27 protein-coding genes and 1 pseudogene are annotated in these 22698 nt (G+C 62.1%); 14 read left to right on the forward strand and 14 right to left on the reverse strand.

Annotation, left to right across the window (positions count from 1 at the left end):
* Nucleotides 1-128: 128 nt before the first annotated feature.
* Nucleotides 129-794: an outer membrane protein gene (locus ACFSOZ_RS11045; protein WP_379097223.1), complete on the reverse strand. Its 666-nt coding sequence runs from the start codon at nucleotides 792-794 to the stop codon at nucleotides 129-131.
* A 185-nt stretch (nucleotides 795-979) separates the two neighbouring features.
* Here ACFSOZ_RS11045 and ACFSOZ_RS11050 point away from each other — a divergent pair, with 185 nt between their 5' ends.
* Both ACFSOZ_RS11050 and ade read left to right on the forward strand, forming a co-directional pair.
* The gene (locus ACFSOZ_RS11050; protein ID WP_379097226.1) at nucleotides 980-1357 is read left to right on the forward strand and encodes a SecDF P1 head subdomain-containing protein; all 378 of its coding nucleotides are present in this window, start codon (nucleotides 980-982) and stop codon (nucleotides 1355-1357) included.
* Nucleotides 1358-1451: 94 nt separating this feature from the next.
* Nucleotides 1452-3269, forward strand: coding sequence for an adenine deaminase (gene ade, locus ACFSOZ_RS11055; RefSeq protein ID WP_379097229.1), 1818 nt, complete (start codon nucleotides 1452-1454; stop codon nucleotides 3267-3269).
* Between the two features lie 120 nt (nucleotides 3270-3389).
* On the opposite strand, the gene ACFSOZ_RS11060 is transcribed toward ade, so the two are convergent.
* The 3 genes from ACFSOZ_RS11060 to ACFSOZ_RS11070 form a co-directional block, all read right to left on the reverse strand.
* Nucleotides 3390-4553 (reverse strand): alpha/beta hydrolase, encoded by a 1164-nt coding sequence (locus ACFSOZ_RS11060; RefSeq protein ID WP_379097232.1) that lies wholly within the window; start codon nucleotides 4551-4553, stop codon nucleotides 3390-3392.
* 145 nt (nucleotides 4554-4698) lie between these two features.
* The gene (locus ACFSOZ_RS11065) at nucleotides 4699-5772 is read right to left on the reverse strand and encodes an alpha/beta hydrolase (RefSeq protein WP_379097234.1); all 1074 of its coding nucleotides are present in this window, start codon (nucleotides 5770-5772) and stop codon (nucleotides 4699-4701) included.
* 100 nt (nucleotides 5773-5872) lie between these two features.
* Nucleotides 5873-7276 (reverse strand): aminopeptidase P family N-terminal domain-containing protein, encoded by a 1404-nt coding sequence (locus tag ACFSOZ_RS11070; protein WP_379097237.1) that lies wholly within the window; start codon nucleotides 7274-7276, stop codon nucleotides 5873-5875.
* A gap of 206 nt (nucleotides 7277-7482) precedes the next feature.
* On the opposite strand from ACFSOZ_RS11070, the gene ilvA reads away from it, so the two are divergent.
* Together ilvA and ACFSOZ_RS11080 are read left to right on the forward strand one after the other, a co-directional pair.
* Nucleotides 7483-8739, forward strand: a complete 1257-nt coding sequence (gene ilvA, locus ACFSOZ_RS11075) for a threonine ammonia-lyase IlvA (RefSeq protein ID WP_379097240.1) — start codon at nucleotides 7483-7485, stop codon at nucleotides 8737-8739.
* The gene (locus ACFSOZ_RS11080; RefSeq protein ID WP_379097243.1) at nucleotides 8736-9296 is read left to right on the forward strand and encodes a DUF1697 domain-containing protein; all 561 of its coding nucleotides are present in this window, start codon (nucleotides 8736-8738) and stop codon (nucleotides 9294-9296) included. The genes ilvA and ACFSOZ_RS11080 overlap by 4 nt, the downstream gene beginning before the upstream one ends.
* Before the next feature lie 11 nt (nucleotides 9297-9307).
* Here the strand turns inward: ACFSOZ_RS11080 and ACFSOZ_RS11085 are convergent, their stop codons facing one another.
* A complete protein-coding gene (locus tag ACFSOZ_RS11085; protein WP_379097246.1) occupies nucleotides 9308-9601 on the reverse strand; it encodes a DUF2218 domain-containing protein in 294 nt (97 codons plus the stop codon).
* Between the two features lie 145 nt (nucleotides 9602-9746).
* Complete coding sequence (locus ACFSOZ_RS11090; RefSeq protein ID WP_379097249.1) at nucleotides 9747-10187, reverse strand: VOC family protein; 441 nt, start codon at nucleotides 10185-10187, stop codon at nucleotides 9747-9749.
* Between the two features lie 217 nt (nucleotides 10188-10404).
* Between ACFSOZ_RS11090 and ACFSOZ_RS11095 the strand changes: the two genes are divergently transcribed.
* The 4 genes and pseudogenes from ACFSOZ_RS11095 to ACFSOZ_RS11110 all read left to right on the forward strand — a co-directional run bounded on the left by ACFSOZ_RS11095 (nucleotide 10405) and on the right by ACFSOZ_RS11110 (nucleotide 12776).
* A complete protein-coding gene (locus ACFSOZ_RS11095) occupies nucleotides 10405-11001 on the forward strand; it encodes a cold-shock protein (RefSeq protein WP_379097252.1) in 597 nt (198 codons plus the stop codon).
* 24 nt (nucleotides 11002-11025) lie between these two features.
* Nucleotides 11026-11590: pseudogene (locus ACFSOZ_RS11100) on the forward strand (DUF192 domain-containing protein).
* Nucleotides 11591-11610: 20 nt separating this feature from the next.
* Nucleotides 11611-12378: an alpha/beta fold hydrolase gene (locus ACFSOZ_RS11105; protein ID WP_379097255.1), complete on the forward strand. Its 768-nt coding sequence runs from the start codon at nucleotides 11611-11613 to the stop codon at nucleotides 12376-12378.
* A gap of 26 nt (nucleotides 12379-12404) precedes the next feature.
* A complete protein-coding gene (locus ACFSOZ_RS11110; RefSeq protein WP_379097258.1) occupies nucleotides 12405-12776 on the forward strand; it encodes a hypothetical protein in 372 nt (123 codons plus the stop codon).
* 6 nt (nucleotides 12777-12782) lie between these two features.
* Here ACFSOZ_RS11110 and ACFSOZ_RS11115 read toward each other — a convergent pair whose 3' ends face one another.
* Nucleotides 12783-13385 (reverse strand): HD domain-containing protein, encoded by a 603-nt coding sequence (locus ACFSOZ_RS11115; RefSeq protein WP_379097261.1) that lies wholly within the window; start codon nucleotides 13383-13385, stop codon nucleotides 12783-12785.
* 210 nt (nucleotides 13386-13595) lie between these two features.
* Here ACFSOZ_RS11115 and ACFSOZ_RS11120 point away from each other — a divergent pair, with 210 nt between their 5' ends.
* From ACFSOZ_RS11120 to ACFSOZ_RS11130, 3 genes are all read left to right on the forward strand, one after another.
* Nucleotides 13596-14207, forward strand: a complete 612-nt coding sequence (locus tag ACFSOZ_RS11120; RefSeq protein WP_379097264.1) for a VOC family protein — start codon at nucleotides 13596-13598, stop codon at nucleotides 14205-14207.
* 282 nt (nucleotides 14208-14489) lie between these two features.
* Entirely contained in the window at nucleotides 14490-15338 is an 849-nt protein-coding gene (cysE, locus tag ACFSOZ_RS11125; protein ID WP_379097267.1) for a serine O-acetyltransferase, read from the forward strand.
* 153 nt (nucleotides 15339-15491) lie between these two features.
* On the forward strand, nucleotides 15492-15695 hold the full coding sequence (locus ACFSOZ_RS11130) for a DUF3126 family protein (RefSeq protein ID WP_006200852.1): 204 nt from the start codon (nucleotides 15492-15494) through the stop codon (nucleotides 15693-15695).
* A gap of 170 nt (nucleotides 15696-15865) precedes the next feature.
* Here the strand turns inward: ACFSOZ_RS11130 and ACFSOZ_RS11135 are convergent, their stop codons facing one another.
* Nucleotides 15866-16597, reverse strand: a complete 732-nt coding sequence (locus ACFSOZ_RS11135; protein ID WP_379097269.1) for a hypothetical protein — start codon at nucleotides 16595-16597, stop codon at nucleotides 15866-15868.
* Nucleotides 16598-16721: 124 nt separating this feature from the next.
* Between ACFSOZ_RS11135 and ACFSOZ_RS11140 the strand changes: the two genes are divergently transcribed.
* Nucleotides 16722-17063, forward strand: coding sequence for a DUF6949 family protein (locus tag ACFSOZ_RS11140; protein WP_379097272.1), 342 nt, complete (start codon nucleotides 16722-16724; stop codon nucleotides 17061-17063).
* A 19-nt stretch (nucleotides 17064-17082) separates the two neighbouring features.
* Entirely contained in the window at nucleotides 17083-17610 is a 528-nt protein-coding gene (locus ACFSOZ_RS11145) for a gamma carbonic anhydrase family protein (RefSeq protein ID WP_379097275.1), read from the forward strand.
* Between the two features lie 38 nt (nucleotides 17611-17648).
* Here the strand turns inward: ACFSOZ_RS11145 and ACFSOZ_RS11150 are convergent, their stop codons facing one another.
* From ACFSOZ_RS11150 to ACFSOZ_RS11165, 4 genes are all read right to left on the reverse strand, one after another.
* Nucleotides 17649-18209, reverse strand: coding sequence for an ankyrin repeat domain-containing protein (locus ACFSOZ_RS11150; RefSeq protein ID WP_379097278.1), 561 nt, complete (start codon nucleotides 18207-18209; stop codon nucleotides 17649-17651).
* Nucleotides 18210-18326: 117 nt separating this feature from the next.
* Entirely contained in the window at nucleotides 18327-19079 is a 753-nt protein-coding gene (locus tag ACFSOZ_RS11155) for an NYN domain-containing protein (RefSeq protein WP_379097281.1), read from the reverse strand.
* Between the two features lie 722 nt (nucleotides 19080-19801).
* Nucleotides 19802-20188 (reverse strand): hypothetical protein, encoded by a 387-nt coding sequence (locus ACFSOZ_RS11160; protein ID WP_379097283.1) that lies wholly within the window; start codon nucleotides 20186-20188, stop codon nucleotides 19802-19804.
* Nucleotides 20189-20402: 214 nt separating this feature from the next.
* Entirely contained in the window at nucleotides 20403-20606 is a 204-nt protein-coding gene (locus ACFSOZ_RS11165) for a hypothetical protein (protein WP_379098160.1), read from the reverse strand.
* Between ACFSOZ_RS11165 and ACFSOZ_RS11170 the strand changes: the two genes are divergently transcribed.
* The gene (locus ACFSOZ_RS11170) at nucleotides 20571-20768 is read left to right on the forward strand and encodes a hypothetical protein (protein ID WP_379098212.1); all 198 of its coding nucleotides are present in this window, start codon (nucleotides 20571-20573) and stop codon (nucleotides 20766-20768) included. The genes ACFSOZ_RS11165 and ACFSOZ_RS11170 overlap by 36 nt on opposite strands.
* Before the next feature lie 367 nt (nucleotides 20769-21135).
* Here ACFSOZ_RS11170 and ACFSOZ_RS11175 read toward each other — a convergent pair whose 3' ends face one another.
* A complete protein-coding gene (locus ACFSOZ_RS11175; protein ID WP_379097286.1) occupies nucleotides 21136-21744 on the reverse strand; it encodes a transglutaminase-like cysteine peptidase in 609 nt (202 codons plus the stop codon).
* Nucleotides 21745-22030: 286 nt separating this feature from the next.
* The gene (locus tag ACFSOZ_RS11180) at nucleotides 22031-22648 is read right to left on the reverse strand and encodes a PilZ domain-containing protein (protein ID WP_378925879.1); all 618 of its coding nucleotides are present in this window, start codon (nucleotides 22646-22648) and stop codon (nucleotides 22031-22033) included.
* Nucleotides 22649-22698 lie beyond the last annotated feature (50 nt).

The raw sequence follows: 22698 nt of genomic DNA on the forward strand, positions 1-22698 counted from the left end.
CGGATCAGATCCGCTACGGCCGGCGCCTCTCAGGCCCAACCCATTACCCCGCCCAACTGGGAGCGTCGGCCGCCCCCTTGAAATCGCAGCTACGATATTGGCCGGTGGCGCCACGCTGCCGGCGAGGTTCAGAACTTGTAGCTCAGATTGATGCCGACCGTGTTCAGCTTCACATCCTGATCGCGGTCGGTGAAATCGCCGGACGCGTCATAGTGCTCGGAGCCGAAATCGTAGTAGCGATACTGCGCGCCGACGACGAACTTGTCGGTCAGCGCGTAATCGACGCCGGCACCCACGGTCCAGCCGACGCTCGTGCGTGAGCTGTCGAATGCCGTTCCTGTCGCTTGCGAGGTTTCGATACCGGCAAAGGCGATGCCGCCAATGCCGTAGACCAGCGTGCGGTCCATGGCGTAGCCGGCCTTGGCGTTGATCGACCCGAACCATTTGATGTCGGTGCCGAAAGTGTTTCCCGGCTCCGCTTCGGTCGTGCCGTCGACCGAGGAATAGTTGAGGTCGGCCTCGCCGCCGAGCACCGCCTGATCGAACTGCCACAGGCCGGCGATATGGCCGCCGACAAAACCGCCGTCGATGTCGGGCGAGGCGGAAAATGGCTCGCCCTCTGTTCCTGATATATCGGATTGGCCCCAGCCATATCCTGCCTGCAGGCCGGCGTAGTAGCCGGTCCAGTCGAAGCCGGGCGCGGTCATCGGCACGTCGACCGTAGGGTCGGCCGCGAAAGCCGGCACGGCCAGAGCGGCAAGAAAACCGGCACTTGCGACCATCAGGCGACGCACATCGAACTCCCCGAAATGGCGGTTCAGAAAGGTCCTTGCAGGGAACCTAACCCGATTTGCAACAAAACGGAATCCTATTTCGGGCCGATGTCGCTCTCGCCATGCCCGGGGAGGGCAGACCGAAGAGGCGGCATTGCCGCTGCGGCGTCGCCGTGCAAGATCGGCGGTTTGTGGAGAAAATCCTGATGCGTGCCCTGTTTCGCCTGATCGCCGCAGCGGCCATCGCGCTCCTCGCCTGCGGCCTCGCCATGGCCGAGCCATTGACGCTGGCCATTGCCAAGGCCGTGGTCGTACACGATCCGGCGCCGGGACAAGCGGCGCTCAACCTCAAGATGACACCGGACAGTGCGCGGGCATTCGCTACCTTCACCACGGCGAATGTCGGAAAGACGATCGATCTCAGCGTGGGCGGCAGCGTCGTGATGTCGCCGCGGCTGATCGAACCCATCCTCGGCGGCGAGGTCATGATCAGCGGCCGGTTCGCCAAGGGCGAACTCAGGCGTCTGGCGGAACGGATTTCGGCCGGAAAGGCGAAAGTCACGGTCGACGTGAAGGCGCAGTAGGCTCCGTGAAGGCGCAGTGGGCCTGAAGCCTCCGCTGTTTGACGCTGGTCAAAACCCCACGGGCTTGGCACAGTCGGGCAAACAGGAGTCTTTCATGGCAAAGAAGCCGTCGGCGCATGCGACGAAACCCAAACCCTGGACCGAAATGGCGACGCAACTGGTCGATGTCGCCATGGGGCGCAAACCCGCCGATCTCGTCATCCGCAACGGCCGCTGGGTGAACGTCCATTCGGGCGAGGTCATTGCCGGGACCGACATCGCCATTGCCGGCGGGCGCTTCGCCTATTGCGGGCCGAACGCCAGCCATGCCATCGGCCAGGGCACCAAGGTGGTCGACGCCGGCGGGCGCTATCTGGTGCCCGGTCTCTGCGACGCGCATATGCATGTCGAGAGCGGCATGGTGACGGTGACCGAGTTCTGCCGCGCGGTCATTCCGCACGGCACCACCTCGATGTTCATCGACCCGCACGAGATCGCCAATGTGCTGGGCCTGCCGGGCGTGCGGCTGATGCATGACGAGGCCGTCGCAATGCCCATCAACGTGCATGTGCAGATGCCGTCCTGCGTGCCTTCGGCACCGGGGCTGGAACATGCCGGCGCCGAGCTGACGGTCGCCGATGTGGCGGAAGCGATGACGTGGGAAAACATCATCGGGCTGGGTGAGGTGATGAACTTTCCTGGTGTCGCCGCCAACGACCCAGTCATGTCCGGCGAGATCGCGGCTACCGTGAAAGCAGGAAAAACGGTTGGCGGACACTATGCCTCGCGCGATCTCGGCCTGCTGTTCCACGGCTATGTCGCCGGCGGCCCGGAGGACGACCATGAGGGCACGCGCGCCGAGGATGCCGTCGCCCGCGTGCGCCAGGGCATGAAGGCGATGCTGCGGCTGGGCTCGGCCTGGTATGACGTCGCCTCGCAGATCAAGGCGGTGACCGAGAGCGGCATCGATCCGCGCAATTTCATCCTGTGCACCGACGACAGCCATTCCGGCACGCTGGTCCATGAAGGCCATATGGACCGGGTGGTGCGCCACGCCATCCAACAGGGGTTGAAGCCGGTGACGGCAATCCAGATGGCGACGCTCAACACCGCCCAGCATTTCAAACTGGAACGCGAGGTCGGCTCGATCGCGCCGGGGCGGCTGGCCGACCTGCTGATCGTCTCGGATCTTTCCGCCATGACCATCGATGAGGTCTATGCGCGCGGCGTCAGGCTGGCCAAGGGCGGTAAGCTCGAAATCGACATTCCGGCCTATGATTATCCGAAGACGGCGAAGAACACCGTCAAGCTCGGCAAGAAACTCAAGGCCGGCGACTTCGACATTGTGGCCCCCAAGGGCGCCAACGAAGTGCGGGTGCGGGTGATCGGCGTCATCGAGAACCAGGCGCCGACGCGGGCGCTGGAGGCCGATCTGCCGGTCGAGGATGGGCTGGTCGCCATGGATCGCCGCAACGATGTCTGCCAGATCGCGCTGGTCGAGCGCCACAGGGGCACCGGCGGTGTCACCAACGCCTTCGTCTCCGGCTTCGGCTACATGGGCGATTGCGCCATGGCCTCCAGTGTGGCGCACGATTCCCATCACATCATCGTCGTCGGCACCAACAAGCAGGACATGGCGCTGGCCGTCAATCGACTGGGGGAAGTCGGCGGCGGCGTCGTGCTGTTCTCGAAAGGCAAGGAACTGGCGCTGGTCGAAATGCCGATCGCCGGGCTGATGTCGGACGAGCGGGCGGAAATCGTCGCCGCCAAGGCGGAGAAGCTGACCGAGGCGATGCGCAAGATGGGCTGTTCGTTGAACAACGCCTATATGCAGCACTCGCTGCTGGCGCTGGTGGTCATTCCCGAACTCAGGATTTCCGACGTCGGGCTGATCGACGTGACGACCTTCCAGAAGGTCGACCTGTTCGTTTAGGGGTGTGTCGATATTCAGGTGAGGCCGGTCTGCGAATGGCCGCGTCCGGTGCTCATGTATCCAAAGCTCCGCTCCGGTTCTCGGAACCCAACGTTTGCGACTCGGCCTGACCTGTTCGGATCAGCCGCCGGTGGCGATGGTCAGCACCTTGAACGGCGTGGTGATGACGATCTCGGCCACCGAGCCGACCGCCTTGCCGAGGCCCTGCCCGAGATTGTTGAGCTGCGCCGGATCGGGTTCGGCCGAGGCCAGGCCGGCGGGCGCGCGCAGTCGGTCGCCGAGCAATTGCACCAGGATCGGGTTGTCGGCGAATTTTGCGTGGTTCAGGCGGTCGCCGCCCTTGGCCTGGGAAAGGTCGACGACCGACACGCCATAGCTGGCGAGGTCGGCCGCATTGCCGTAGTCGCCGACACGCGGCTTGTCGCCCGAGATCAGGGAGGACAGCTTGAGAGCCCGATCATCTGCCGAGAGCAGGATGGCGAACGGCTTGTCGGGTTTGCCGTAGCGGATCATCTGCTTCTTGAACACATCGACATCGATGTCCGGCGAGGCCAGGATGACATAGCCAAGCTTGCCGTCGAGGTCGCGATCGCCGGTGATGGCGAGCTGCCGCAGCGCCTCCATCGTCACCCACGTTCCCATCGAGTGAGCGATGATGTCGATGCTCTTGACGCGCGTCTTGGCCAGCATCCTGAGCGTCGCTTCGAGGTCGTCGCGCGCCGCGTTGGCGCTTTCCTTGTCATAGATATAACCGGTCGTCTTGCCGCTCGACGCCCAGGAGAACAGCACCGGCGTGCCGGGATATTTCGTGTCGTGGGCGATCTGCGTCAGCCTGTAGATGCCGTCGTCGAAGCCGTTGTTGAAGCCGTGCACGAAAACCAGCGCACGGTCGCCACGCATGGCGATGTCGGCGCCAACCGCCTTGGCAAATTGCGGCGCGCCTTCGTAGAAGGTGACGTCCTTGGCGGTGAAATCCTTGGCCGGATTGCTGTTTGCGGAGCCCTTGACCCGCTCGATGGCGCCGACCTTATGGCTTTTGGGAACGGTGACGTCGACCCGCGCAAAGCTGGTGGTCAGCGAGCGATCGCCGTCATACACCTGTCGCGGGTCCTTTGTTGCCCTCTGCCGTGTCGTGGCAACGAAGATCTCATGCGTCGCCGCAATGTCGGAAGCGGGCACCGCGACCGTCGTCTTGTTGAGCAGATCATGCGTCTTCTGGCCGGCGCAGCCAGTGACAGCGAGCGCGATCGCGACGATGAGGAAACTCTTAAAACGCACGGTCACACGCCGGCTCCCGCAAAGGGGGACGTCAAACGCGTGACGTCGCTGGTTATTCCGATAAAGCCAGAGGCCGGCGCGGTCCAGTTCAAAGTAAGCCGATACGCGTCCGCAATGCTGAATAGGCACGGCGAAAACCTCGCGAATGCACCTATTGTCCGAGCAGGCCGATGCGATCGGTCACGTCGCGATCGCTGGCAAAACCGTCATCCTCGCGCAGCCGCTGGCCGATCATCTTTACCAATTCGGGATTGTCGGCGAATTTGGTGTGGTTGAAGCTATCGCTTCCCTTGACCTTCGAGAGGTCGACGACCGTCACGCCGTAGGACGCAAGATCGGCGGCATCCTTGTAGTCGCCGACGCGCGGCCGCGAGCCGGCGATCAGGCCGGAGAGCCTCAGCGCCCGATCGTCGTCGGACAAAAGCAGGATGAACGGCTTGTCCGGCTTGCCGTAGCGCCGCATCTGGCTCTTGAACACATCGACATCGATGTCGGGCGAGGCCAGCACCACGTCACCGAGCTTGCCGCCGAGATCGCGGTCGCCGCTGATGGCCATCTGGCGCAGCGTTTCCATGGTGACCCAGGTTCCCATCGAATGGGCGACAATGTCGATGCGCCGCGCGCCGGACTGCTCCAGCATCCGCAGCGTCACTTCCAGCTGGTCACGGGCCGCGCTGGCGCTTTCCTTGTCATATACATAGTCGGTGGTCTTGGCGCCTGAGGCCCATGAGAACAGGACTGGCGTGCCCGGATAGCCGGAATCATGGACGATCTGGGTCAGGCGGTAGACGGCGTCGTCGAAGCCGGTGTTGTAGCCATGGACGAAGACCATGACGCGGCCGCCACGCGCCGCGATGTCGGCGTTGAGCGCGGCGGAGAATTTCGGCTGTGTGTCGTAGCCGACGACTTCGGACGCCATGAAATACTTCGCCGGGTCATTCGATTTGCCGCGCGAACGGCGCTCGATCTGGCCGGTCTGGTGGGCGCCTGGCACCGTGACATTGACGCGGGCGTAGTTCAGCGTGGCCGAACGCTCACCGTCGAAAACCTTGTTTGGATCGTCGGACTTCTTGCGCGTCGTGGCGATGAAGATGCTGTGGTTGCCGGCAATCTCCGTCACCGGCGCAGCGACGATGGCGCTGCCAAGCAGTTCCTGTGTTTGCGTGCCGGCGCAGCCGGAAACGAGCAAGGCGAGGACAACGGCAAAGATCTTCTTCAAAGGCACTTAGAAATTCCAACTCCGGCCAAAAGGCCTGTCTACCCCCGCGACATCTCCCGGACAGCCAGAGTGCGGCAGAACTAAGTCGTGTCCGGCCGAAATGTGATCAGCGCCCGGTTACGGCCATCGCACTGTTGCGCGAAAGCCAAAATGGCGGGAGAAACGCCGAAATGTTGGAAAAGGGCAGTACCTCCGGCTTGAGGCGGATACCGAGCACATCCACCATGAAGCCGCGCCGCGCCTCGATGCGGCCCCAGGCCTCGGGATAGCGCGCGGCGATTTCCTCGCGCAGAGGCTCGTCGGCGAGCGCGATGCCGTCCTCGATATTGGTGGTGAAATAGGCGCTGCCGGTCGCCGGAATGACGTCGACCTGCAGCGCCATGCCGGATCGCAGCCGGATGTCGGAGCCGGAGAACACCGGAGAATTCATCCACTCGTCGATATGGACGAGATGGCCTGGATTGAGTGAGACGCCAAAGAACGGATCGCCTATGCGGTCATGCACCGCCTTCCACAGCGTGCCGCCCGTGGTGCCGATGCCGATTGCTTCGTACCAGTCGACGACGGCGGCAAAATAGGGCGCGACCAGTCTTTCGACATAGTCGCGGATGGCAGGAGGAAGCTCCGAGGCATCCTCGGCCAGGAAGCCGGCGCGTGCATTGAGCGCGCCCTGGATGCCGTAGGCCATCGTGATCGGGTCGCCGCGCCGGATGATATCGAGGCGCGGGCTGGGCAGGCCATAGGCGGCGCGTTTGCCCGCCGACAGCATCGGGTGACAGCCATGCGGCAGCCCGTTCATGCCCATCAGCCGGGCCGCCTGCAGTTCGGTCATGCCGGGCTCGATGCCTTGCAGGACATTGCGCAGTCCCTGCGAGGTGAAGGTCGCGGCAAACTCGAAGGCAGCCAGTTGGTCGGCCTCGTTGAGGGCGCGCAGGCCGTCGATGGGGTTCATCAGCAGATTGGCCGCGTTCACAACCGCGCCCTTGTCGCCAGCGAGCGCGCGCAGTGTATCGGCGATGAAGGAGGGCAGGTCGAGCGCCGTTTCGCCGAACCCGGTGTCACCCGCGCCGAACGGCTTCCAGCCAATGGTGCCGATACGCTGGCCGGGTTTCAGGCCGCAGTCGGCGAGAATGTCGGCAAGCGCGTCCGAGCGATCGCGCGGCTGCGCTGGCAACGAGAAGGTCTGATAGAGCACGCGCTCGTATGGTCCGTCGCAGAGTTCGGCATAGCCCCAGCCTTCATTGCCGACGAGAAGTTTTGGCTGCCGGCCGGGAACGATGACCAGCAGCGTTTCCTCGAAGCGCGGATCGTAGCCTGAGAGATAGGAGACATTGGCCGCGTGTTCGCGGTCGCCGTAGATGGCGAAGGCGTCGAGGCCCGCCTCGGCGCCCAGTGCCGTCAGCGCCGCGATGCGGGTTTCGTGAGTGGCGCGCGCAACCAGCGGCATCACTGTCGGCTCACCGAATTCCGGCAAGGACATGGATTTCAGGCCAACCGATGCGACAGGCATGAACAAACGCCTCCAAGTGCTTGCAAGGATTCTGCGAATGCCCGTTGCGGAGGGGCATGGATGACCGGACAATGGCGTCGCGGGGCCGGATATGCAATAGGCGGGATCGGGCCGCGCGGCTGCGGCGTGCGCAACAACCAGCCGGTGCGCGGCCCGATCAATGATAGAGGTTCCGCAGACGTCATGCGGTGCGAGGTGGTTTTCCGATGAACAGTTGTTCTTCCCGCGTTACAGTCGCGGCCGCAGCGATCCGACAGATCTTCCCGGAAACGCCGCTGCAGGAGAACGACTATCTGTCGAAGAAGACCGGTGCGCGGGTGCTGTTGAAGCGCGAGGACCTGTCGCCGGTGCGCTCCTACAAGATCCGTGGCGCCTTCAACTTCTTCCGCAAGACGCTCGCGGCCGGCAACGAGGCTGAACTCTTTGTCTGCGCATCCGCCGGCAACCATGCGCAGGGCTTCGCGTTCGTCTGCCGCCATTTCGGCAAGAAGGGCGTGGTGTTCATGCCGGTGACGACGCCGCAGCAGAAGATCGACAAGACCAGGCTGTTCGGCGGCGATTTCGTCGAGATCAGGCTGGTCGGCGACTTCTTCGACGACTGCTATCGCGCCGCCTTCGAATTCACCGAAAGCTCAGGCGCCCACATGGTGCCGCCCTTCGACCACAAGGACATCATCGAGGGGCAAGCGACCGTCGCCTATGAGATTGCCGATCAGATGCCGGGCGCACGCATGCCCGACATCATCCTGCTGCCGGTCGGTGGCGGCGGGCTGGCCGCCGGCGTCACCCATTATTTCGCCGATCAGGGCCGGGAAGCGCGCTTCGTCTTCTGCGAGCCGGCCGGCGCGCCGAGCCTGCGCGAGAGCCTGTCTGCCGGAAAGCGCCTGAAGCTCGCCAAGGTCGACAATTTCGTCGATGGCGCGGCGGTGGCCGAGATCGGCCGCGAGCCGTTGCGGTATCTCAAGGATTTTCCGGCCGACACGGTGCGGCTGATCCCGGAAAACCGGCTCTGCGCCACCATGATCGAGATGCTCAACATCGAAGGCGTCGTGCTGGAGCCGGCCGGCGCGCTGGCGATCGACGCGCTCAAGGATTTTTCGAAGAAGGAGATCAGGGGCAAAACCATCGTCGCCGTGGTTTCGGGCGGCAATTTCGATTTCGAGCGGCTGCCGGACGTGAAGGAGCGGGCGCTGCGCTTCGAGGGCCTGAAGAAGTATTTCATCATCCGCTTTCCGCAGCGGCCGGGTGCGTTGCGCGATTTCCTTGAATTGCTCGGGCCCGACGACGACATCGCCCGCTTCGAATATCTGAAGAAATCGGCACGCAATTTCGGTTCGGTGCTGATCGGCATCGAAACCAGGGATCGCCGCAATTTCGACCTGCTCAAGGCAAATTTTGAGGCCGAGGGCGTCCAGTATCAGGACATCACCGACAACGAGACGCTGGCCGGGTTCATCATATGAGTGATCGAGGAATAACCTTCGTCGCCCTGTTTTCCGGCATCAACGTCGGCGGCAACCGCATCGTCAGGATGGCGGAGCTGCGGTCGTTCTTCGAGGATCTCGGCTTTTCGGATGTCGCCACCTATGTGCAGAGCGGCAACGCCGTGTTCCGGGCGAAGAAGGCTGACGCGGCGGCGCTGACGAAACAGATTGAGGCAGCCTTCGAGAAGAAATGGGGATTTCATTCGCGCATCATGGTGCGCGATCGCGGCTGGTTTGAGCGGCTGGTCGCGGACAATCCATACCCGGAGATCGCCGAAGAGCCGACCAAGCTCCATGCCTATGTGCTGGAGCGCGAGCCGACCGGCGATGAGGCGGCGCGGTTGGCCGAAAAGTGTACCGGCCCCGAACGGTTCGAGATCAAGGGCGACGTGCTCTATCTGCACGCGCCGGACGGGCTCGGCAAATCGGTTTTTGCCGGGCTGATCCCGCGCACACTGAAAGTGCCGGGCACAGCGCGCAACTGGCGCTCGGTGCTGGCGCTGCAGGAGATGGCCGGTCAGGCCGGCGGAGCGTAGCTTAAAGCCGGTTACGCTACCGTGGCGGGCTTCCAGTCGAAGATCAGTTCTTCGCGGAAAGCGAAACGCTTGATGTGATCGGCGACCACGCTTTCCAGGCGCTCCAGCGATCCGCCTTCCTCGGTAGACACCGTGATATGCAGTGCGCTCGCATCGGCATCCATGACGGTGCGGCCGAGCGAGAGATCGATCGTGCCGTGGTTCGGATCGAACTCGACGGGGAATTTATGCGCCCAGTGCTTGCACAGCTGCTGCAAATAGCGGCTGGCATGTTCGGTGGCGACTTCGGCACGGCTGTTCGGCATGAGTGAATTCTCCGGGAGGGCAGGCGCCCATTGCTTGACATGGCGCCAGACTTGCCAGGCTGGCGCGACAGCCGGATAGATAGGTGCCGTCGTGCAAAACGCCAAAGGCTGCCGGGCAATCTCTGCCCGGCGCCAGGGTCGAAGCCTACCAGCTTCCAGTGTTCGCCATAGAAGCCCACGGTTTGGCCTTGGCCTTGGCCGGGCCTTTCTGCAGGAGCTCGATCGAAATGCCGTCCGGCGACCTGATGAAGGCCATGTTGCCGTCGCGCGGCGGCCGGTTGATGGTGACGCCATTGTCCATCAGATGCTGGCAGGTGGCGTAGATGTCGTCGACCTCATAGGCGAGATGGCCGAAATTGCGCCCGCCTTTGTAGTCTTCCGGGTCCCAATTGTAGGTCAGTTCGACCAGCGGCGCCTTTTCGTTGACGCCGCTCTCCTCGTCTTCCGGCGCGGCGAGGAAGATCAGCGTGAAGCGGCCTTGCTCGTTTTCGTAGCGGCGCACCTCCTTGAGGCCGAGCTTGGCGCAGTAGAAGTCGAGCGAGGCATCGACGTCGGCGACGCGGACCATGGTGTGCAGATAGCGCATGTCATTTCCTCGATAAATTGCGTTGCGGCGCAACATAGGGTCGACCCGGTCAAAGGGCAATCGTTCGGCAGTGCACAGTGCCGGCAAAGAACAAATCCGGTATTCCCCCAATGAACCGTGAAAAAAGGCACGTCAGGTCTTGCACACACCGGAAGCCGCAGTGTTAATCTAGCGTCAAGAATCAGTTGCGGTGTTCTTGAAAAAAGGGGGCATTCTTATGGGGGAAAAGGCCTCTTTGACGGGGCGGGACGGACCCCTTGGCGACGCCTTGCATCGTGACGAAGGCGGCGATGCCGCCGATCTGCTCGAAATCGCCGGCGCCATCAAGTGGTTCGATGTGGCCAAGGGCTATGGTTTCATCCTCCCGGATGACGGCATCTCGGGCGATATCCTCCTCCATGTGACATGTCTTCGAAGGGACGGCTTCCAGACGGCCCTGGAGGGCGCGCGCGTGGTCTGCCTCGTCAAGCATGGCGATCGCGGATTGCAGGCCTTCCGGGTGCTCTCCATGGACCTGACCACCGCAGTCCATCCGGCCGAAATGCAGGAGCAGCGCACCCATATCGCGGTGACGCCGGAAAGCGGCCTCGAACGCGCTTTGGTGAAGTGGTTCAACCGCACCAAGGGGTTTGGTTTTCTCACCCGCGGCGAGGGCACCGAGGACATCTTTGTCCACATGGAAACCTTGCGCCGCTACGGCATCACCGAGCTTCGGCCCGGACAAGTTGTGCTGGTTCGTTTTGGACGCGGCGACAAAGGCCTTATGGCTGCCGAAATTCACCCCGATATGGGCACCTTGCCGGCTTCGCACTAGGACGATTTCGGTCGAGGACTTTGAATGGCTCACAGGAACTGGCTGACGGCGGGTGTGGTGTGCGCCATCGTCGCCGTGGCCGTTGCCGCGGGCGCTTACTTCTATTCCGACCGGCCGACCGCGGCGGACAGCCGGGCGATGCTTCTTCCCGTCGATTCGGTGCCGCTAATTGTGGTGACGAAAAGCGGGAACCGCTCTTTTTCGATTGAAGTCGCCGACACCCCCCTCGGAGCGCGAGGCTGGGCTGATGTACCGCCAGGACATGGCGGACGACCATGGCATGTTGTTCGTCTTCGATATCCAGCAGCAGGTGAGCTTCTGGATGCAGAACACGCCGATGCCACTGGACCTGATTTTCGTCGGCCAGGACGGCAAGATCCGGGCGATCAAGCATGGCGAACCGCAATCCGAGGCCATCATTTCGCCTGGCGTACCGGTGCGTTTCGTGCTCGAGCTCAAGGCTGGCACCGCCGCCAGGAACGGCATCGAGTATGGCGACTTGTTACGCCACCCGGCCGTTGGCACCGTGTCTGGTCCCAGCATGCCGCCAGCGGACAATGGCGATGCGCCCAACGGCGGTGCCGGTTGAGTGCGCGGGCGGGGTCGCTGATGCAGGTTTTCACCCATGACGGCTTCGATCTTGCCTTCCTCGACCGCCAGCCGGCGTCGGGTCAGGGCGATCCGGTGCTCATGATCCATGGCTTTGCCTCGAGCCACTATGTCAACTGGGTGTCGCCCGGCTGGTTCAAGACGCTGAACGATGCCGGTTACCGTGCCATCGCCTTCGACAATCGCGGCCACGGCTCGTCGTCGAAGAGCTATGACGAGGCCGACTACACGCCGGTCAAGATGGCTTCTGATGCCGCCGCGTTGCTCGGCCATCTCGGCATCGAGCGCGCCCATGTCATGGGCTATTCGATGGGCGCGCGCATCGCGGCGTTCCTGGCGCTGTCCGATCCCGACAAGGTGGCGACGCTGGTTTTTGGCGGTCTCGGCATCGGCATGATCGACGGTGTCGGCGATTGGGATCCGATTGCAACCGCCCTTCTTGCCGACGATCCGGCCACGGTCACCCATCGGCGCGGCCGATCGTTTCGCGCCTTCGCCGACCAGACCCGCAGCGACCGCCGTGCGCTGGCCGCCTGTATCGCCAGGTCGCGGGAATTGCTGAGCGAGGAGGATCTTGCGCGCATCGCCCAGCCGACACTGGTTGCCGTCGGCACGACGGACGACATTGGCGGCTCGCCCGACGAGCTTGCAGCGCTGATGCCGAACGCCAGGGCCTTTCACATCGAAGGCCGCGACCATATGCTGGCGGTCGGGGACAAGACCTTCAAGCAGCGCGTGCTGGAGTTCTATGCCGAAAATCCGCTCTGAGCGGACGGCGAGGGGAGCGGGCAACAGTGGCACAATGGGGCAGAAGCACGGCCGCCATACCGGACGCGGTCGTGCAGGGCAGGCTCGGCAAACGTTCAGTCGTCCTGGCGCTGTCGGCATTCGCGGCAGGCGCGGTTGCGATAACCATCCTGGTGGCGATGCCGAGCGATGCTTCGCAGTTCACCCAGAACATCGCCACGGGTTTCTTCATGGCGGTGTTCCTGCTCGCCGCACCGTTGGCGCATGTTACCGGTGCGGTTTTCGGCGTGATGGCGCTGGTGCGTTCGAACGACAATCGTGCGCTTGGCATTCTCGGGATCATTCTCAACGGCCTGTCGGTGATGGCAGGGCTGGCTCTCCTTGCGGCGATGGCATCGACGATAGGCGCCTTCACCTGACTGTTCTCAGCCGGCGGTGAGGGCTTCCAGAGACCGCGCCATGTTCGCTCGGGCCTGCAGTTCGAAGCGCTGGCGAAACTCTTCGGTGTGGAAGATGTGTGGGCGGGCGAGGAAATTCTTCAGGACCGCGCTGCGGCCGGCCCGCCACATCGGCTCTTCCACCCAGGCATATTCGCGCCGCACCGCCCGTTCATAGGCGTCGAAGGCGTCCGGCGCCGCACCCAGGATCGACAAATCCATGTCGAGGAAAAGACCGGCGTCCCGTGCTGCCGTCGCGTCTTCAAACAGCGGCAGCAGGTGCGTGGCGGTAGCGACGATCATCGCCGAGATGCGGTTGAGGCGCCCGGCTTCAGTGCGGCCCGCGAGCTTTTTCTCGGCAAGGGCGGCACTTTGCGCCTCGTTGTCCTTGGCCCTGCTGTCATAGACGGCATCATGGAACCAGATCGCCGCTTCGACGGCTTCGGGGTCATCGAGCAGCCCTCGATAGTCGCCTGCGAGCGCCAGCATCGCCTCGATATGGGCGAGGTTGTGATAGTGGCGGTCTTTCGCGCTGTAGAGAGCGGACAGCACGCGCTTCAGCGGATCGTCGATCAAGAGTTCGTTTTCCATGCCGGCGTCGCTATCCGCCCAATGAAATAATTCCGGCATCCTAGGGCCAAAACACGGCACAGCGGAAGGCGGTGGGGGGTTCATGGTGCCGCACTCGATTGACCAAATCGCACGACGGCGGGAAGCTCCTTGCCATGAGCAGGATCCACGCGGTCACCCGCTCGGATGCATCTTGTCATTTTCAAAGCACTCAAACCCAAGGAGCCTGACATGACCACTATCGACATGAAGCTGGAGGCCGTCATCATTTCCGTTTCGGATGCCGATCGGGCCAAGCGTTTTTATGGTGGCCTGGGTTGGAGGCTCGACGCCGACTTCGTCGTTGGCGATGCGTTTCGGGTCGTGCAGTTCACGCCGCCGGGTTCACCATGCTCGATCCATTTCGGCAAGGGACTGACGACCGCCGCGCCGGGCTCGGCAAAGGGACTTTATCTCGTGGTGTCCGATATCGAGGCGGCACGTGCCGAACTCGTGGCGCGCGGGGTCGATGCAAGCGAAGTGTTCCACCGTGCGGGCCCCGGGCAGCCGCCGATCAGCGGCAGACATCCGGAGGGGCGCAGTTATTCCTCCTATGCCTCGTTCAGCGACCCGGACGGCAACAGCTGGCTGCTGCAGGAGATCACCCAGCGATTGCCTGGGCGCGTGGATGCCCACGACACGACATTCACCTCGTCGACCGAGCTTGCCGCCGCGCTGCGGCGTGCGGCGGCCGCGCATGGTGAGCACGAGAAGCGGACCGGCGGACAGCGGGATGAGAACTGGCCCGACTGGTACGCCGAATACATGGTGGCGGAACAGGCCGGCAAACCACTGCCGACTTGAACAGCGGCCATTGTGGCGGCGTCATCGACGTCGCGGTGAACTTGGGCACGCCGGCCACCAGACCGCTACACCTTCCGCGGTCAAGCGCGGAAGGCTCGCTTTCGGTGGCTCATCGATCAAGGGTTCGTTTTCCATGGCTGCTTGAATTCCCGCGAACCAAATCCATTTGACACAGCACTAAGGAAAATTGAGTTCAATCGTGCTAAGATCTGGCTTATATGTGCCGCCAGACAACAGGCACGCACTACAGGCAAGCCCGGCAGGACGCAGGACGAGACGGCGATGAACAGCATCAGCATTTCCCGACACAGCGCATTGCAGCCGGTCGACCCGATCTGGCGCTCGATCCGCGACGAGGCGATGGAGGCGGTCAACCGCGACCCGCTGCTTGCCGCGTTCCTCTATTCGACCATCCTCAACCAGGACAGCCTGGAAGAAGCGGTTATCCATCGGCTGGCCGAGCGGCTCGACCATCAGGACATCGGCTCCGATCTCATTCGCCAGACCTTCAAGTCTATGCTGGCCGACGACAAGGACTGGCCGACAACCGTGCGCGTCGACATCCAGGCCTATTACGACCGCGATCCGGCCTGCGACCGCTTCATCATGCCGGTGCTCTATTTCAAGGGCTTTCACGCCATCCAGACCCATCGGCTGGCGCATTGGCTGTGGAAGCAGGGCCGCAAGGATTTCGCCCTCTATCTGCAGAGCCGTTCGTCGTCGGTCTTCCAGACCGACATCAACCCGGCCGCCCGCATCGGCAAGGGCATTTTCATCGACCACGCCACCGGCCTCGTCGTCGGCGAGACCGCGGTCATCGAGGACGATGTATCGATCCTGCATGGCGTGACTCTGGGCGGCACCGGCAAGGCCGGCGGCGACCGTCACCCCAAGATCCGCTACGGCGTGCTAATCGGCGCCGGCGCCAAGATCCTCGGCAACATCGAAATCGGCCATTGCTCGAAGATCGCGGCAGGCTCGGTGGTGCTGTCGCCCGTGCCGCACAACAAGACGGTTGCCGGCGTGCCGGCCCGCGTCGTCGGCGAGACCGGCTGCGATCAGCCGTCGCGCCAGATGGACCAGCTTCTGCCGTCACAGACGATGGATCAGGTCGTCAGCTTCGACATCTGATTTTCATCTGGCCGCTGCCTGTAGCCGGAGTCTAGCCGCGAGGCAGGAGCGGGCGGTTGTTCTCGTCTTATCAGGCCGCTTGCCTTTACATCGCCATTGTCGACGTGCCAGAAGCGCCTTCGAACGAGCAAGCCCGATGATCGGAGAAGACTGTTGAAGCCGGACGAAATCAGAAAGCTGGACGCCTATTTCAAGCGCGTCTTCCAGAACCCCAAGCTCGAGGTCAAGGCACGGCCGCGCAAGGAAGATTCGGCCGAGGTCTATGTCGGCGATGAGTTCCTCGGCATCGTCTTCAAGGACGAGGACGACGGCGACTACAATTTCTCGATGGCGATCCTCGACATCGATCTGGCCTGAGCCGGCAATCCAGTGCTCGGCCGGCTCCGCCTCGAATGCGGCCGGCCAGCCCGATCTCCCGAGCTTCCCTAGAGCAATTCCAGGAAAAGTGTGAAACGGTTTTCCGTCCGGAATTGCGTCAAAGCAAAGAGATAGAGCGGTTCTGCGTTTCCGTTAAACGATGAACCGCTTTAATGTCCTGTTTTCAGGATACGCGCGGCTTCGGTGGCGATTGCCGCGTCAAGCGCCTGCCAATCGCCCAGAAACTCCCTGGGGAAGCGATAGGTGAGGCTGAGCTCCTCACCGACCTGGATGTCGCGCTCGCAGGGCGCCAGCGATTCCTCGGCACTCGGACCGCTCAGGCAGCGGGCCACGAACGGGTCCTTGCCGGGGCGCTTGCCGACAACCAGCACCTCGTTCAGGTAGCCTGATTTTTCATTGAAGCCGTACACCGTCGTGCCGCCGGGGCCGGCAATGCCGGGTTGGGTGATCAAAGCGCTGTAGATCGGCGCGAAGCGGCCGCTCATGTCGCGCGACATCATCTGCTGTTCGAAGGACAGGAAGATGATGTTCCGGCTCGCTCCCATGTGATTGAAATCGTCGCGCGCCGGCTCGCTGTAGCCGTCTATCTGGGGATAGCGCAGATAGAGGTCGAGCCGCGAGGCGATGCCGTCGCGCCGCGCCTGGGCGAAACGGATGGCGTTGGCCGGCACGGCGATGACATTGTTGCCGATCACGACCCGGTGGATCGTCACGTCGTCAGTGTATCCGGCCATGGCGATCGAATGGCCGAACCATTTGCCGCCAAGGCTGATCGCTACCGACAGCAGCGCCAGCGCCGCGAACGCGTAGAACACCCGCCTCATCAGCACGGAATCGACCACGGTGAGTTCGGGGCCGTCGGCGGTCGCTGCCTGCTTCATCTCAGTCCTCGGATCCAGGCTGCTGTCCGCCTTTGGGTGTCCCCGGGCGGCACACATCGCACGGCACGGCCCTTGCAGCCTTCATGGCACGACTGTGCAATTTCATGGTAAATGGAACGTAAAGATGGACCCTCTGGCACTCACCGTATTCGCTTTTGTCGTCGGTTTGACGGCCTGCGGGCTGGCTGGATCGATGATGGAGCTGGTGTCGGGCCGCAAGGTCGCCTTCACTGAGCCCTACGTGTCGCCGTCGCATCTGCTGCGCTCGCTGCTCGCCACCGCTTGTGCCGGCCCCTTCATGCTGGTCAACGACGCCCTCGATGCCCGGCGGGAGCGCCGCATTTCGACCTTGGCGCTGATGTCCTGCGGTTGCACGGCGATCGCCTGGGCGCTGGCGCTGGGCGTCGTCGTGCTCGCCATTGCTTCATGGACGGTCCGTCTCCTAGGCTCCAGCCTTCCAGGCTGAGACGATTCGGAGACCGAATATGCCGCTTTATGCGATCGATGGAACGGAGCCCAGCTTCGCGGATGCGGACTCGAACTGGATCGCGCCCGATGCGACGCTGATCGGCGATGTGCGCGTCGGCCGCAATGCCGGCTTCTGGTTCGGCACCGTCATTCGCGGCGACAATGAACCCATCGTCATCGGCGCCGACACCAATGTGCAGGAACACACGGTCATGCACACCGATCCCGGCTTCCCGCTGACGATTGGCGAAGGCTGCACGATCGGCCACCGCGCCTTGCTGCATGGCTGCACGATCGGCGACAACAGCCTGATCGGCATGGGCGCCATCGTGTTGAACGGCGCCAGGATCGGCAGGAATTCGCTGGTTGGAGCCGGTGCGCTGGTCACCGAAGGCAAGGAGTTTCCGGACAATTCGCTGATCGTCGGCTCGCCGGCCAAGGCGATCAGGGTGCTGGACGAGGCGGCCGTTGCCAGACTGCGCGGCTCGGCCGCGCATTACGTCGCCAATGGCAAGCGCTTCAAGGCGGGATTGAAGAAGGTTTGAGGCCAGCCTTGCCCGCCGATGGTTTCATCGCCCCCCACTCACTGTCCGCTAGAACTGCGGTTGGCCAGCGCATCGTGCAGCAATGAAGCGCCGGCTTCAAAGCCGGCAATGTCGGCTTCCTCGGCGGCTGTCCTGTAGTCATCGATGCGGGTCTCGAGCGCCGGGTCGGCGCCCGCCGCCAAAAGCAGGCGGATCGCATCGACGCTGCGGATAGCCACCGAATAGTGAAGCGGCGTCCAGTCGTTCACGCCCCGCATGTCGGGGTCGGCGCCACCGTCGATCAGCACCCGCACGATTTCCAGCCTGTCGGCGCGGTCGGTGGACAGCGCCGCAATGATTGCCGGAAACCCACCGTGATCCGGATAGTTCGGATCCGAGCCCGCATCCAGCAAGGTCGAGATGAAGCCGACGGGGCTCCAATAGATTGCATATTCCAGCGGGTGCCCGAGGCCGAGTTCGAACGGCATGCGCTCGTCGAACCAGCAGGGCGAGCCGCCCAGGGCCACGCCGAGGCCCTCGAAATCGCCGGCCTTGAAGGCGTCGTCGATCGTCTTGAACAGACGATGGCGCTCGCATCGATCTTCCGGGATTTCCAACATCGCCGCGATCCAGAAGGCGAAACCAACGGCCTATAGTGCCTCGATCTCCTGCCTGTGGAAAGGCGGTCGTCTGATATGCTTGGTGGGGCGATGGGGCCTGTGCCCTTCCAGCCGTCGCTAGGCGGCTTTGTTTTTTGGCTTTTTCCCAGCCGCAGGCTTGGTCCGTATTCGCATGGCTCCGCCCGTCGGGGTTTCGATTTCAAATGCGTCTGTACTCCTCACCAGATCGCTCAGTTTGCTGAAACCGTAGGTACGGGGATCAAAGTCGGAGAACAGGTTTGACAACTGTTTTCCGAAGGTGCCGAGCAGGACCCAACCATCCTCGCTTTCCATCTGGCCAATGACTTTCTTGAGTATGGGCATCGCAGCACCGGGCAATTGAAGCGGCTTGGCTGCGGGCGCGGCATCCTGAATGTTCGCCGTGCCACGCAGAAGATTTTCGGTGTAGACGAAACGGCGACATGCCTGCCGGAAGCTTTCCGGAGTTTTCTGCTCCCCAAACCCGAACACATCGACGCCTTGTTCGCGTATGCGTGCAGCAAGCCGGGTGAAATCACTGTCGGAAGAGACCAGACAGAAACCGTCGAAACGACCGCTGTGGAGCAGGTCCATGGCGTCGATCACCAGTGTGATATCGGACGCGTTCTTCCCGGTGGTATAGGCGAACTGCTGCTGCGGGATGATCGCATGCTTTGACAAGACGTCAGCCCATCCCTTCGATCGGGCGTTTGAAAAGTCACCATAGATGCGGCGGACGCTGGCTTCGCCAATCTTCGCGATCTCCTCGAACAGGCCGTCGACAATCTTGGCAGAGGCGTTGTCGGCGTCGATAAGAACCGCAAGGCGCGGTGATCGGGGTTCGGTCGGCATGCGACACTTCCTGCGGCTGGCGCGAGCGTCGAACTGAAGCCGGCGAAACCGTTGCCGAACCGCCGTTCGCGCTACTTGCTGTTGTAGCAGAGGTGAGCGGCAAACAGAAATCTAAGCTATTGGAATCGTGACATCTATCAAGATTTCAATGAGTTGCCGCCAGAAATGGTGGAGCCGGCCCGGGGTTCGAAAGCGCGACAATCTCTCTAGCAAATTCAGCAGCTTAGAATGTGAAGAAGCACCGTGAAGTGCTGCGGTCTCTGCTCGAACAGGCTCATGCTTATCGCAACGGCTAGGATACCGCACCGCGTTGGTAACATCTGCCCAACAAACCCATCAACCGATACTGCTGCGACGGCTCGGGCGAAAGGCTTTCCTAGGCTCCGATATGTGAGGCGTATGGGAGGTCAGAACCGGGATGTCATGCTATAGTCGCAGACATTATCCACGGCGAACGCTCTATGACCGATGCGGAAGAAATCCCTTCAACGTTGCTAGATCACCTTCGCCTAGCGCGTCTATCGAGTGACATGGCTGCAAGTCTGAGCGCGGCACAGCTCAAGAACGCCTACGATGTGCAACGCGGTCCTTTCCGCAAGCAGCCATATTTTGTTTCCCACGCTGGTAAGGGCCGAACTCAGGGTGCATCTAACCGGGCGGAAGAGTGGCTCGCGAGACGTCTCTACAAGCAAGGGAGCTTGCGCCTTCCTGACGGGAACCTGCTACAGGTCATTGACTATCAATTCCCCTTGAAGGCTGCACGTTCGGATGCAGGAATTGGAAAGGTCGATCTCGTCGGAATTTGCGACGGGGCCTTCGGCCTTGTCGAGCTGAAGGTTGGGCGGAGCAACGAGAGCCCCGTCATTGCACTTCTGGAACTGCTTGCCTACGCGGCTGTGGTCCGCGACAATCTTGAGGCCATCAGCAGTGAGGCGATAGCGACTGGACGATGCAGACACGCCCTCACTACCACACGCAATTTCATAGTCGCCCCACTGCAATTTTGGGCCAAGTGGGCGGTTGGTCGCCGCGCTTCTAGGTGGGTCCAGTTCTGCGATATTCAACGTGAACTGAGCCGACATTTCAGGATCGACTGCCTTGTCTTGCACCCTGACCCTGCACAGGCAAGCGATACAGAGCGGTTTGCATGCCACTGGGTATCAGAAGCCTTCCCTTCAGCTGGATAGGGGATGGCTCTTACTGCTTTGCTTGTGAACAAGTTGCCGTCGCGTACGTAGTAGCGAGCATCGCTTTGAAGGCATGCCCGCACTGCGCCCTGACTTCCAAATCGAGGCGCAGGCCATGGCCGCGCTGGGTCTCCTGTCAAGGGGATGTCGTGTCTCGCTTCGACAAAGGACGAAACTCACGGGGATGCCATTTTCCGGTCCTTACGCGCTTACTGACGTGCTGCCGGAAGGCGGCGGGCGATAACACCTCGCTCATTCGATGCCTTGTCTGATTACAGAATTTGCACGCCGCTACGATGTTCGCATGTATATCTTCGCCGCCATTCGTTCGGGGCTGCAGGTGTTCGGCAGTGCATTGGAAGCGGTCGAGAGACCCGGTCTGAAGACGATATCGCGCTGCGAGGAGTGTCGGGTCTCCATTCCACATACGGAAGCGGCAGTAGAAGCACCGCCAATTTTGCTTCTTGGCCTGCTTATTTCTGAGTTTTGCCAGCTTGTTTGATACGCTCATGTCACACATCCTTTTGCTTCATCAACATGAAGCGGATGTGCAGCAACCCCGTAAGCGATTGCCCCTCATTCGGAAGGGATGTCCCTCGCACGAGACGGCACCCTATAGAGTGCCACTCCGCAGTACTTTAGTGGCAGGCGGCGGAAGACCGTTTCCACATGCCTCTAATACTCTAAAATTTGGCGACGATCAATTCGATCGCCGTTGCCATGATTTCTATGGGTCATCCTAGAAATGGTGGAGCCGGCCCGGGGACGGGGCCGGCTCCTTGACCCGGTCGTTGGGGACGGGGAGGGTGGGGACTCGACCGGGTTCTCCTTAAGAGCGCCGCATTCTTGCGACGCGCTTGACCTCTGTTTTAGCGGACGCTGGCGACCGCGTCGGAGCGGCCGTCGTTGATCGTCACCCAAACACCGGAGTTCTGGTCGGACTGGCGCTTGAGGTAGGTGTAGTCGGTGTCCGTCCAGGACAGCACCTTGGTCTGCAGATTGTCGAGGATGAACTCTCCGAGGCTGGTGCGTACTGTCAGCACCGCATGGCCGTCGCCATTCTGCTGGCGCGCGACTGTCATCAGCAGATTGCCGGCGGGCACGCCCGCGTCCATCAATTCGCGGCGCTTTTCCAGCGCGTAGTCCTCGCAATCGCCATAGCCATTGTCGGGATAGGCCCAGTATTCCTCGACACCGTAATTTTCCATGTCGGTGCGCGGCTTGACCCTTGTGTTGACCGAATTGTTGATGCTGACGATCGTCGCCCACAATTTGCGGGTCAGTTCGACCGGCGCGCCTTTCGGCGTCCTTTCGCTGCATTCGCCAGGAATGCGCTGGCAGAATTCATAATGGCCAACAGGCTGCGTGGTGCGTCCGCCGGTGTGCATATAGGCCGGTCCCGCGGCATATGCTGATCCCCAAGCGGAAAGCTGCATCGCTATTGCCGCCAGCAACAGCTTGCCCCTCGTCTTCTTCATTGTTGTAGTCTCCCCGTTCGAAGGAGACATTGCCACATGTGGATTTATTTGAGGCAAAAGCGCGAAGTAGATATTGAGTAAAACCTCAATATAATAAACGTAAAATTTGAATCATTTGAGTATTGAGTTGTTTGGACCTGCCGGGATCGGCCCTTCCAGGGCTCGGATGTCAAGCGGACCCTGCGCACAGCGGCCGCAACTTGTCCAGGCATCCAGCCAACGATGGCGTGAAACACAAAACCGGCCGCGGAGGGCCGGTTTCATCGAGTGCTTGTGCCGGGTTTTGTCAGGCGCGTGGCGTGTTGAATTCCGAATCGAGCGTTTCGGGACGCTGGATGACGGCGAATTCGATGGCGACGCCGTCCTCGAAATGACGAACGATCTGCCCGCGCATGGTGCCGAGCATGACCTGGATGCCGATCGCCGGCTTGACGTCGATCTCGATCGCGGCGCCGGAAAGCGACAGGTCGATGATACGGCACTGGTACTGACGGCCGTCGGTGAGCTGCAGCACGCTGGTCGGATTGCGCGGCGCGACGCGCTCATGCCGGCGGTCTTCCGGCAGGTCGAGCTCGTGCTTGTTGGCCAGCCAGGTCAACTGCGCGGCAAGCTTGTCCTTCTTGCGGTCGGACGCGATGACGGTCATCGCGAAACCGTCCTGCAAGGTGCGCGTGACGACACCCTCGATGCGGCCGATATGGTCGATATAGGCGATGACTTTTTCGCCGGGCATGCCGATGCGGTCGGTGCGAAACGCCACATTGCCCGGCGACATGTCGACGACCTGGCAGGGGTGTTCGGTGCGATCTTCCAGCATGAAGCGCCCGTAGATCTTGACCCGGACGCGCTGAAAGTTACGCCTTTCAGCTTGGGACGGCGCATAGTCGATCGCCGCTGACCTCATGACTGCCTACACCCCGTTTGGCATCCCGCGCGTCGATGCGAGGAACTTCA

The organism is Mesorhizobium newzealandense (assembly GCF_042682145.1).
In the GTDB taxonomy this organism is placed as follows: domain Bacteria; phylum Pseudomonadota; class Alphaproteobacteria; order Rhizobiales; family Rhizobiaceae; genus Mesorhizobium; species Mesorhizobium newzealandense.

Coding starts and splice junctions, on each gene's coding strand:
- ACFSOZ_RS11140 (WP_379097272.1), top strand. CDS start 16,722: ATGGACCCTCTGGCACTCACCGTATTCGCTTTTGTCGTCGGTTTGACG.
- ACFSOZ_RS11095 (WP_379097252.1), top strand. CDS start 10,405: ATGGGGGAAAAGGCCTCTTTGACGGGGCGGGACGGACCCCTTGGCGAC.
- ACFSOZ_RS11115 (WP_379097261.1), bottom strand. CDS start 13,385: ATGGAAAACGAACTCTTGATCGACGATCCGCTGAAGCGCGTGCTGTCC.
- ACFSOZ_RS11155 (WP_379097281.1), bottom strand. CDS start 19,079: ATGCCGACCGAACCCCGATCACCGCGCCTTGCGGTTCTTATCGACGCC.
- ACFSOZ_RS11105 (WP_379097255.1), top strand. CDS start 11,611: ATGCAGGTTTTCACCCATGACGGCTTCGATCTTGCCTTCCTCGACCGC.
- ACFSOZ_RS11080 (WP_379097243.1), top strand. CDS start 8,736: ATGAGTGATCGAGGAATAACCTTCGTCGCCCTGTTTTCCGGCATCAAC.
- ACFSOZ_RS11120 (WP_379097264.1), top strand. CDS start 13,596: ATGACCACTATCGACATGAAGCTGGAGGCCGTCATCATTTCCGTTTCG.
- ACFSOZ_RS11050 (WP_379097226.1), top strand. CDS start 980: ATGCGTGCCCTGTTTCGCCTGATCGCCGCAGCGGCCATCGCGCTCCTC.
- ACFSOZ_RS11135 (WP_379097269.1), bottom strand. CDS start 16,597: ATGAAGCAGGCAGCGACCGCCGACGGCCCCGAACTCACCGTGGTCGAT.
- ACFSOZ_RS11180 (WP_378925879.1), bottom strand. CDS start 22,648: ATGAGGTCAGCGGCGATCGACTATGCGCCGTCCCAAGCTGAAAGGCGT.
- ACFSOZ_RS11170 (WP_379098212.1), top strand. CDS start 20,571: ATGTATATCTTCGCCGCCATTCGTTCGGGGCTGCAGGTGTTCGGCAGT.
- ilvA (WP_379097240.1), top strand. CDS start 7,483: ATGAACAGTTGTTCTTCCCGCGTTACAGTCGCGGCCGCAGCGATCCGA.
- ACFSOZ_RS11150 (WP_379097278.1), bottom strand. CDS start 18,209: ATGTTGGAAATCCCGGAAGATCGATGCGAGCGCCATCGTCTGTTCAAG.
- ACFSOZ_RS11085 (WP_379097246.1), bottom strand. CDS start 9,601: ATGCCGAACAGCCGTGCCGAAGTCGCCACCGAACATGCCAGCCGCTAT.
- ACFSOZ_RS11145 (WP_379097275.1), top strand. CDS start 17,083: ATGCCGCTTTATGCGATCGATGGAACGGAGCCCAGCTTCGCGGATGCG.
- ACFSOZ_RS11175 (WP_379097286.1), bottom strand. CDS start 21,744: ATGAAGAAGACGAGGGGCAAGCTGTTGCTGGCGGCAATAGCGATGCAG.
- ACFSOZ_RS11090 (WP_379097249.1), bottom strand. CDS start 10,187: ATGCGCTATCTGCACACCATGGTCCGCGTCGCCGACGTCGATGCCTCG.
- ACFSOZ_RS11070 (WP_379097237.1), bottom strand. CDS start 7,276: ATGCCTGTCGCATCGGTTGGCCTGAAATCCATGTCCTTGCCGGAATTC.
- cysE (WP_379097267.1), top strand. CDS start 14,490: ATGAACAGCATCAGCATTTCCCGACACAGCGCATTGCAGCCGGTCGAC.
- ade (WP_379097229.1), top strand. CDS start 1,452: ATGGCAAAGAAGCCGTCGGCGCATGCGACGAAACCCAAACCCTGGACC.